General features: G+C 55.0%; 8 protein-coding genes and 1 tRNA gene. 3 read left to right on the top strand and 6 right to left on the bottom strand.

Annotated elements, in window-relative coordinates:
• On the bottom strand, positions 1–1335 hold a 1335-nt coding region (locus ABJZ52_RS02660; RefSeq protein ID WP_348185324.1), incomplete at its 3' end, for an Ig-like domain-containing protein.
• A 60-nt stretch (positions 1336–1395) separates the two neighbouring features.
• Between ABJZ52_RS02660 and ABJZ52_RS02655 the strand changes: the two genes are divergently transcribed.
• On the top strand, positions 1396–1674 hold the full coding sequence (locus ABJZ52_RS02655) for a hypothetical protein (protein WP_348185321.1): 279 nt from the start codon (positions 1396–1398) through the stop codon (positions 1672–1674).
• Between the two features lie 229 nt (positions 1675–1903).
• On the opposite strand, the gene ABJZ52_RS02650 is transcribed toward ABJZ52_RS02655, so the two are convergent.
• A complete protein-coding gene (locus ABJZ52_RS02650) occupies positions 1904–2902 on the bottom strand; it encodes a helix-turn-helix domain-containing protein (protein WP_348185319.1) in 999 nt (332 codons plus the stop codon).
• Between the two features lie 382 nt (positions 2903–3284).
• Positions 3285–4238: an SDR family oxidoreductase gene (locus ABJZ52_RS02645; RefSeq protein ID WP_348185317.1), complete on the bottom strand. Its 954-nt coding sequence runs from the start codon at positions 4236–4238 to the stop codon at positions 3285–3287.
• Between the two features lie 161 nt (positions 4239–4399).
• Here ABJZ52_RS02645 and ABJZ52_RS02640 point away from each other — a divergent pair, with 161 nt between their 5' ends.
• Positions 4400–5290, top strand: a complete 891-nt coding sequence (locus ABJZ52_RS02640) for an AraC family transcriptional regulator (RefSeq protein ID WP_348185315.1) — start codon at positions 4400–4402, stop codon at positions 5288–5290.
• A 124-nt stretch (positions 5291–5414) separates the two neighbouring features.
• On the opposite strand, the gene ABJZ52_RS02635 is transcribed toward ABJZ52_RS02640, so the two are convergent.
• Both ABJZ52_RS02635 and ABJZ52_RS02630 read right to left on the bottom strand, forming a co-directional pair.
• Complete coding sequence (locus ABJZ52_RS02635) at positions 5415–6362, bottom strand: hypothetical protein (protein WP_348185313.1); 948 nt, start codon at positions 6360–6362, stop codon at positions 5415–5417.
• A complete protein-coding gene (locus tag ABJZ52_RS02630; protein ID WP_348185311.1) occupies positions 6362–6703 on the bottom strand; it encodes a DUF6538 domain-containing protein in 342 nt (113 codons plus the stop codon). The genes ABJZ52_RS02635 and ABJZ52_RS02630 overlap by 1 nt, the downstream gene beginning before the upstream one ends.
• 508 nt (positions 6704–7211) lie before the next feature.
• On the opposite strand from ABJZ52_RS02630, the gene ABJZ52_RS02625 reads away from it, so the two are divergent.
• The gene (locus ABJZ52_RS02625; RefSeq protein ID WP_348185309.1) at positions 7212–8312 is read left to right on the top strand and encodes a peptidoglycan DD-metalloendopeptidase family protein; all 1101 of its coding nucleotides are present in this window, start codon (positions 7212–7214) and stop codon (positions 8310–8312) included.
• An 899-nt stretch (positions 8313–9211) separates the two neighbouring features.
• Here ABJZ52_RS02625 and ABJZ52_RS02620 read toward each other — a convergent pair.
• A tRNA-Gln gene (locus tag ABJZ52_RS02620) sits at positions 9212–9285 on the bottom strand.
• Between the last annotated feature and the right edge of the window lie 34 nt (positions 9286–9319).

Genomic DNA, 9319 nt, shown 5'->3' with positions numbered 1-9319 from the left:
AGCAGTGTTCGTATTTCCAACGGCGTCGCTGAATGTGCCAGCCGCTACCGACAAAGCAACCCGCCCATCCGCAACAGGTGTCAGCGTCGCAGTATAGCTGGTGCCGGATCCCGACAGCGTTGCAGTGGCATTTGTCAGGGTTAAGTCGGCGAGGTTGAAATCTGTGCTTGCCTCCGACAGGGTAATCGCCGCCGTATACTCTCCGGCAACCGGACCGGAGAGGGGGGCGATGGTGACCGTCGGCGGTGTCGCATCGCCCGTGCCAGAGACTGTATTGGAAACCTGATTACCGTTCCCAGCGAGATCTGTCGCAGAATTAGCGGGCAGGTTGATCGCAATTGGCCCGTCGGCAACCGGCACAACATCAAATGTGAAGACCGTATTGTCAGAAGTGTTCAGATTCGATGCCGTCAGGTTGGTCAGAGCCAGATCTGATAGTGACACGCCTTGTATTTCTTCGGAAAAGGTAAGGGTCACGCTGTCCCCGGCAAGGCCGATAAGCGGCGCGAGGCCTGATAACACTGCCGTGGGCGGTGTGGTATCCGCAACGCTGGTATAGTTTATAGTCCCGAAAACAACCTGAAAATCTGCTGTTCCGCCTGACACATTGGATATGTTGGCGGCTGTTGAAAACGTCACTGTAACATTTCGGTTGCCGACCCAGCGGGTCATTGTGCAGGCATGGTTCGTATTGATCGCAAAGAGGTAACGACCACTCCCGCCTACAACGCCCCCACAGATTGGGCCGACTCTTGTTCCTTCAATTTCTCCAACAATCGAGATGTTCAATCCATCGGTGGAAGTGGCTTGAAGAACCGTGACAAGGTCACCTGCGGCTGGGCTTGCTGCGCAGGTTCCGGCGGATGTAAGGTATTGATCTGTTGAGTAGCTACCGGGCCAAGCCAAACCCGGAATGGTCCCGGTGTATCCTGCGCAGGATTCGGTGACGGTTTGCGCAAGCGCACGCTCTTGAGACAGGCTGAGCGCCGTTAGTAAGAGCCCAATTGTAAAGAAAGCCCGCAGCGGAAATCCAGTTTTGCAGGTGCTGATCCTGGCAGTCTTTCTAAGAATGGCTGCGAAACGTTCCCGCGGGGCTATCGGTCCCGATATGCCGCCCTGCGTGCTGCCGGATAAATTAATCGATCCGACGCTGGTTTTGGCGATGACGCCGTTCATTGACTTGGGGCCGGACAGAACCGGACTGCCATCGCCGGGTTCTGTCATGCCAGCGCCGCTTGGGGTATCGGCCAGTTCCAGACCTATAGTGGCGTTCCCCTTCGCAACATTAGCCTCATTGCCCCCTGCCTCGAACGTGAGGGTGTCGCCGGTCAGCATGTAACCATCCGTTTTGAAGGCCTAGCCATCAACACGCTGCGCGCCGCAACGGTTCCAGCCATGCCGTCGAAAATAGAACCGGCTCCCGGTGTCCAGGCCTGGCTGCCGGTGTCGCCTTCATTTGCCCAGGTCAGTGTTGATCCGTTCCACGCTCCAGAGCTCCATGTCCCGGAGCCGCCGACGACAGTCGTGTCTCCTGTCGTCATGTTTCGCGTCAGCGACTGCGCCCCGACCGGCGCCGCACTTGCGGGAATCGGGACGAAGCTTCCTGCAAGTTCGGACGTCATGAGCAGTTGGTCGCGGCGTTTTGTTGTCGTGGCCACTGATGTCGGGTGGTGAAGGTCTGACGTTACAGAAGAGGTTGAAACAAGAGTTGATGTCTGCATTGCGTTCTGGAGCTCATATCGGTCAGGCAGCTATCCAGGCTCAAGCGCGGATAGACCTGTTGAGCCTGGATCAATATGCCAGGTAGTTGAGCGGACCATAGAAACAGGGGGGACGGGTCAGCTATCCGATTTCCGCAAAGGCAATAGAAACATTGAGAAATTTTGCAGGGATTTCGGTATGATCAGGAGTTGAGTGTCTCAGAGGGTGTTTCGCCGAAAATACGCTTGTAGTCTCCGGAAAAGCGGCCAAGGTGCAAAAAGCCGAAACGCATGGCAACCCGGGTGATCGTGGTAACTTGCGGATCTGATTCCGCAAGCATGCGGCGAACATGGTTCAGCCGGCACATACGGAGGTAGGCAACCGGAGTGAGGCCGACATATTCGCGAACAGCGTACTGAAGCGTGCGTTCAGAGATGCCTAGCTCGGTGCAGATCTCCACGACCGTTGGCAGCTCGTCCGCCTCTAAGCGTTCTTCCACCAACTCTTTTGTAGATCTGCCGATCTGCAAGGCTCGCTGGCGGTCGTTGAGCGATGGTGAGACTGCATCCTCCGAGACTGCTGCGATATGAAGGACGCTGTGAAACACATGCTTTCGAAGGGTATCTTCGTCGAGCACATCTCCATTGCCGATTGTTCTCTGTGCTGCCTGGAGGCTGAGATCGACAATCTCATGGAAGTCGGCTCTCCGGTTGGTGGCCAGTGGCAATACGTTGGCCGGCGGTTCTGACCAAAGGGCTGGATTGAGCGTGCGCGCTCCCTGAAGAAATGCTTTCTGACTGAAACCGATATAGGCGGTCTCGCTTCCGGCGGGGACATGCACGTCGAACTCGGCGTTGGCAGGCAGAAAGAAGACCGAATTCTCATGCGCGCCGCAATGCTCGGAGAAGCGGGTTGTTGGACCCTCGGTGCTGATGGACACGGTGCAGAAATCCGATGGCGTGCGGCCGATTTTCTGGACAGAGACATGCTGACACTCGCGAACGATCTGCTGAGTACCGAGGTCCAGGCAGTCGAAGTGTGCCACCGGAGTCCCATGGCTGAGCTGGTAGCACTCCATTTCCACCCACGGCTGCAAGGCGGCCTGGGTAGAGGCATCCTCGATAGGTTCCGAGTGGAAAAGACTGCCGTGACCGGGTTGCCCAGCAACGGCTCTCGACGTTTCACGGTTTTGGTCCGCCATCAGGGAGACCGGCCGGTTGTAATTTCGTTCAAATTCATCACGCTCCGATGCTTGTGAAGATTCGCGGCGAGTATAGCGAAGCCAGCAAAGTGTAAAAGAAGTCAGTTGTATTCAGGCTGAAGTTCGACCCAAGTGGATCCTAGTTGTGCGTTCTGAGGAGGTTGTTCATCCTTGAAACCTTTCGGTGAGTGTTTGGTCGCAAACACCTTCAGGCTTTCAATCCGGATGAACAACCTCCTCAGAACCCACACCTAGGCGCCCTCGGCTCCGAACCTGCCAGCCATGGCCTGGCCGATACCTGTTGCGTCTCCGGTGATAACGACGCCTTATCCTTGAGATCCCTCACGACGGTTACCTTGGTGAGCAGGCTTTTGACCGAATCTCAGAGCGACCATTTAAACCCGACGGCCTGTTCTGACACATCCCAAAGCCGCGTCATCACCGCCTTGTCATAGGCGTGCCGGTTCAAAGTGCCCTTGCCGACCGGCCCGATCGCTTCCATTCGGCCGGTGGGGCCATAAAGTGCACGCTGCTCGGACAGGGCTTCTTCGGTTGCGCACATGACCTCAGGGTAAGAGCCCTGTTCGGCGGTTTGGACCATGGGTGTTTTGGTCATCAGCCACCAGATCGCGCGCATCATGCGGCTGCCGCTTGTCGAAATCAGCGAAGTGGCCGAGGACCCGGGATGACAGACGAACACCTCGACTTCGGAGCGTCCTGCGGCGGCCATTCGGTCCTGCAGCTCATAGGCGAACATCATTTGCGCCAGTTTGGACTGCGAATAGGCGGCGTTGGCTCCGTAGCCCTCGTCCCAGTTCATGTCGTCGAACCTGATGGTTTTCAAACCCATGTTGTAGCCAAGGCTGGCCACCACGACGATCCGTCCCTTGCTTTCCGCGATCCGCTCAAACAGCAGGCCATTCAGCAGGAAATGCCCATAGTGGTTGGTGCCGAGCTGGCTTTCAAAACCGTCCACCGTCAGTTTGCGGGTGGGTACCTGTGCGATGGCGGCATTGCATATCAACGCATCGATTTTCGGGACGACCTTCAGCACTTCTGCAGCCGCCTCGCGCACGCTGGTGAGTGATGCCAGGTCCATGCGGATAAAGGAAACGTCGGCGTCAGCGCCGAACTCCTTCTTCAGGTCTGCGATGGCAGCGGTGGACTTCTTGGCACTTCGGTTCAGCATCATCACCGTCGCACCCTTGTTCAAAAGCGTGCGCGCCGCTTGAAACCCTGCGCCTGCGTTGGCGCCGGTGATCAGGTATGTCTTGCCCTTGAGGTTGCCGAGGCGCTCCGGCGTCCAGCCATTTGATCCAAAAGTCGTGTCTGCCATTTTCTTTCTCCTGTCAGCGTGTCTGTCGATTTTCGTCAGCGCGCTCTCGAAAATGTAGATAACCATAACAAGGCACTAGAAACAGGCGAATTGGTCTCGAATACTTGCCTGATTGTCTCAAGCCTATTGTAAGATGCCGCTTGCGATGTCAGCTTCCCTCCATGAGCAAGGACCAGATCAAACAACTTATCGAACGCCACCTCCCCGAGGCAGGCTTGATCGAAACCGCCTTGAAGGGCGTTCGGTTTTTCCATGTGACAGAGGCGATACCATGCGCGCCCGTTGTCTATGAACCTACCCTCGTGGCTATCGTCAGCGGAGTGAAGGAAGCCATTCTTGATGGCAATCACCACGCCTATGACAGCAGCCGGTACCTTTTGTGCCCCATGACGATGCCGGTCGAAGCGGGGACCCCGCATGTGACGAAACAGAACCCGCTAATCGGGGTGATGATCTCACTGGATGCGCGGGTGATGCGGGAATTGGCCCTTGAAATGGACGCGGCACCGGGCGTCAAACGTACTCCTGGAGGGGGTGTGTCCCAAGGGCTGACGCTAGCGCGGTGGGACGCCGACTTCACCCAGGCGCTGCTGCGACTGGTTGAGTTGGCTGATGATGCAATGGATGCTGCGGTGCTTGGCCCCGGCCGGCTGCGCGAGCTCTATTATGCCGCGTTAAAAGGTGATGCGGGGGCGGCAGCAAGGCGGGCCTTTGGTGTTGGCAACGAGATTGCACGCACGATCGACTATCTGTCGTCCCACCTGAAGGAACCGGTCACCATCGACGATATGGCCGCTCAGGTCGGCATGAGCCGTGCGGTCTTCCACCGCCGGTTCAAGGAAGCCACCACCATGTCACCGATCCAGTTCGTTAAATCCATGCGCTTGAACAATGCCGCCATGCGGATTGCCGGCGGCATGACGGTGAACGAAGCGGCGATGGATGTCGGCTATGTCAGTTCCTCACAGTTCAGCCGCGAATTCAAACGCATGTACGGGCAGTCCCCCAGACACTGGGGACAATCCCAGCATTTCCCGGCCGGTACGGTCTGACTGTCTGCGGCCTGGAGCAACCCTTTGCTCCTGCGACACCTGATCGCTCCGCTCTTGTCCGGACCGGGCTTTGGGTTGAGAGATGCCAGTTCATAGGCAAGCTTTTTTGAAGGACGTAGGCCCTTCATTTCGAACTGACCGATGGCATGTCCACGGGCGGCGAGGAAGTCGCGGAAGGTCTGGATGTTGCCCAGGTGCTTTCTGATCGTCTGGGCACCCAGACCAACCTTGGCGGTACTGTGGTTGTCAGCCTCTTCAAGCATTTGTTGGCCCAACACACGGAGTTCCGGAACCAACAATGCCGATGCCGTGAACTCTGCCCGTAGCAGGGCGGAACAAGGCTGAAGTAGTCACACAAGGCAGCGAGATTCGCCTGGCGGATCTGACCGGAGTGTTCGACGACATTTTCGCTGAGAATGCCGATGAAAATGCGGACAACGAACCTGACGTCGTTCGCCGTCTCTGGTTTCCATTCCTTGCGCTTGTTCCGTTGGAGGATCTCGAATTGTTCAAGAAAGTCGGACACCGGCAAAAACACTGGACTTCCATCCGCGACAGTCTCGTCCTCCAGAACAGGAACCGGCTCAGTGAATGTTGCCAGCGGCTCGGGCATGGCAGCAGCTTCGGTGGCGGGGACGGTGGTGTGATGTCGCGGTACAATCGTCTCCGCGACCGCTAAGGCTCCACATTCTTCAGGCGCAATCAACGGCAAGGTCTTGCCGTCCACTTCATGCTCGTCTGTTTCCTGATCAGCCGGATCAAGTTGCGGATAGATCGAGCGTGTGTTGAGAAGTACGTCCGCCTTGGCCCGGAAAACTTCAGAGCGTGCCCGCTCCAGATTAAGGCAGGTCACATCAAGGCCGACTTCATTCATCTCTTTCTTCAGAGGCCCTTCGAACATGAGCGTCCTGGCGAACTGTCGTTCCTGTCGGAAGGTCTCCGCAATGACAGGAATGAAACCGTCCGGAACGTTGTTCTGTTTTAGGTACTGGCGCCCGGGACAATCGCCATCGAACGATAGGTCCAATGCCGTGCCGAATTCTTCAAGTAAACGGTAGGCCCAGCCGGTCATCAGATCGGCTTCCAAATGTCCTGGTTCTGCATGCTTCCGGTCGCTTTGGCGGTTGTGACGAGATCGTCCATCATATCGTTCATGCGATCGATTTCCGCCTTGAACAACGCCTTCAGTCCGTCCTGTCGTGTTGCCCTCAAGTCCCGTCGTAACCTCATTTCCGCGAGCATCGTGTTCAGGCGGCGCGCCATGAACCGTGCCCGGTGGTGATCCGATTGTCTCAGGCTGAATGACAGCTTTCGGTTAAGGTCAGATTGAGAAAGTGAGACTGGGAGGCGAGGGCGCCAGTACCAGATGTTTCCGCGGCGCAGGAGATTCTGAACGTCGCGACGACGAGCCATTGCCCATATTTCTTTTGCCGGAAGGCGCCGATGGGCACCAGTTCTGTAACGCGCAAGAACGGATGGCACTAAAGGCATTTCCGGGAATAAACGGGAAAATCCGATAATTGGCGGTTTCAGGCGTTTTGTTTGGGAACTGATAGAAGCCAGCGGAAGTCAGTGCGCAACTTCATTTGGCGCAAGGTGGGAGGGGTCGAAGGCACTCTCAAAACCGCGATCTAAAAATGCCGAATGAAATCAGTGTTTGCGCAAGTCCCAGGTGGGAACTTGAAGAACCCTTGCTGCGGCCTGTTCCCGCCACGGGTTTTTGCCGATTTTCTGCGGTTTGCCGAAGAAAAGCAGACGGCTTCGTGGCAGCTAAGGTGGGAACCGGAGGGTCCAGACGTTCCGTAAGCCACGTATCCTAAATCGGGCTCGGTCTACATGCCTCAAAATGAGGAAAGAAAGCGTCTATAAATCTAGGGGCAATTCAGTGCGTTCGGGGGCGGGGCGAAATTTCTAACAAGATTTGATTGAAAAAATTGCAGAAGCCAATTTAATTGCAATTATTGATTGTTTGTTTTTGCTTTGTAAACAAGGAAGATTTGTCATGCCCTTTTCACCTGTATCTGTGGATTTGAGAGGCGAGCGAATTTCATCCAAGTTTGGTGAGATGCGTGATGGCTGCCCCCATAAAGGCATCGATATCACAAGCTCAAAGCAGAAAAAGATTTTTACCGCAGGTGTATTCGGTACGGTCGGGCGTCCAACTGGGACCGGTGATTGGGGAACAATAACGGTGCATCCATTGCATGCACCGAGCGATCGAATTCAGTATTTACACTGTAGCTCTATCGCGGTTTCGCCAGGGCAAAGAGTGGTCCCGTGGAGCGTTCTCGGAACAACGGGGGACACTGCCCCACCCAACACTGGGATTACAGGAATACATCTGCATCTACATGTAGAAACAAGCGGCACCGGACCTAGCTGTTGGAAGGACCGCTTTTTTGTTGATCCGGAAAAATATCCAACGCCAGATGCCTTTCGAGGTCAGTGGCGTAATCAGTACGCCCAACAGCAGGGCCCATTATATGTCGAATATGATAATACCCTTGTAATTCAAAACTCGTTGACAAAAGGAAGGGCAGGCTTCGCCCGCGCAACTGTAAAGGCCTCCGCACAAGGGTGCACATGGGTTTTTCATTTTGGCTGGGACCTAAATGTTGTGGCTCATGAGCTCAATGGAACACTTGGTGTGACGTCACGCAACGGGACGCAAAATCGTCCGGTTGCATGTGGCATCACTGGCGGGTGGCAGGCCGTGGATGGCGAAGGGCATCTAAAGCTAGAAAGCGCTTCAACGATGTCCATCGTAGGAAACGGTCCGATCAACGGGGTTTATAATCGAGTGTCCAGTTTCGCCCCCACTTCTCCAGTACTCGAACCATTAATCTCTCCTGAGGACGGGCTGCCTTTCTTGGCTACAACAAAGTCAGAAATTGGCGGCGACTTTGACTTTTTTGAGCAACTGTCTTCGCAAGACATTTTTGAAGCACAGTTTGAGAAGCGGTATCTGATGAGCGCATCTAACACCGATCGTGACTTGTATTTTGGTGCGCTGTCTCGCTAACAATTGATAGCCCTGCTGAATGCGAGAAAGCTTTCCGAACTTAAATTCTTGAGAGTCCTCTTGTGGAGGCTGTTTGCCCCTTCATCACCAGTAAACGTTGGATTGAATAGGCTCTAGATTTGTAAACACCTTCCTTCCTAAATCTCGCAGCCGCACGCATCTGGTTACGCGACTTTGTCAACAGAACCTAGGAGTGTCGAGAGGCACTCACACCAGTTTGACCGTTTCGCAAGCTCATCAAAGAAGCGATCAACATCGGCCGCAAATCGCCGGCGTTGTAACACTGTCGGCTCGCCCTTATCGAACCAGGTCAAGATCAGTGATTTGGCATGCGCTCGTGCGGTGCTCATTCAATTCCCTACGATTCGTCATGGCTTGACGTTTGCCAGAATAGCTCGCATTCGTGTTGAGTGACTTGCCTTCTCTTCCTCATCAATGTCGGTCATGACGTAAAGTTGAGATGCGTCGAAAAGTCAAAAGCTTGGTCCGCGTGTTCTCGATCGTGAGCTTCTGCATCTCCCCATTTGAACCCGCCAGTTCCCTGCAGGCCCCTTTTCGGTCATCCGTTCCGACCGCAGCAAAAGCCTGATTTCTGCCCTAACTGTGAATTTAGTGGGTCTGCATTGAACGTCAGCCATCGCAACACGGTCTCAGTTCGTCGAACGACCGACGTGACGGTGCGAAGCAGCAAAGAGTTGCGTAAAATGTGGGGAGCTCGCAACGAGGGGAGGCAAATTGGCTTTCAAAATAGATGCCAAGTGAACTTGCGCGTTTTGCCAAACGAAGTTGCGCGCCACAAGTTCCGGGGACCAGTTTTGGGCATCACTTGGTCGAATCGACGAAAAACAACGATCGTAAGATCCATCTTTCTCTATAATATCAATAACTTATGAAATGGTTGGCTGGGGAACCTGGATTCGAACCAGGACTAACAGAGTCAGAGTCTGCGGGTCTACCGTTAACCTATTCCCCAATGCCGGGCCGATCGATTGGCCAGAAGCGGATGC

Origin of the sequence: Roseibium sp., from assembly GCF_039982295.1 — a bacterium.
Lineage (GTDB): Bacteria > Pseudomonadota > Alphaproteobacteria > Rhizobiales > Stappiaceae > Roseibium.
This window is presented reverse-complemented; position numbering and strand designations above follow the sequence as displayed.

Coding starts and splice junctions, on each gene's coding strand:
- ABJZ52_RS02640 (WP_348185315.1), top strand. CDS start 4,400: ATGAGCAAGGACCAGATCAAACAACTTATCGAACGCCACCTCCCCGAG.
- ABJZ52_RS02645 (WP_348185317.1), bottom strand. CDS start 4,238: ATGGCAGACACGACTTTTGGATCAAATGGCTGGACGCCGGAGCGCCTC.
- ABJZ52_RS02630 (WP_348185311.1), bottom strand. CDS start 6,703: ATGGCTCGTCGTCGCGACGTTCAGAATCTCCTGCGCCGCGGAAACATC.
- ABJZ52_RS02635 (WP_348185313.1), bottom strand. CDS start 6,362: ATGACCGGCTGGGCCTACCGTTTACTTGAAGAATTCGGCACGGCATTG.
- ABJZ52_RS02655 (WP_348185321.1), top strand. CDS start 1,396: ATGCCGTCGAAAATAGAACCGGCTCCCGGTGTCCAGGCCTGGCTGCCG.
- ABJZ52_RS02650 (WP_348185319.1), bottom strand. CDS start 2,902: ATGGCGGACCAAAACCGTGAAACGTCGAGAGCCGTTGCTGGGCAACCC.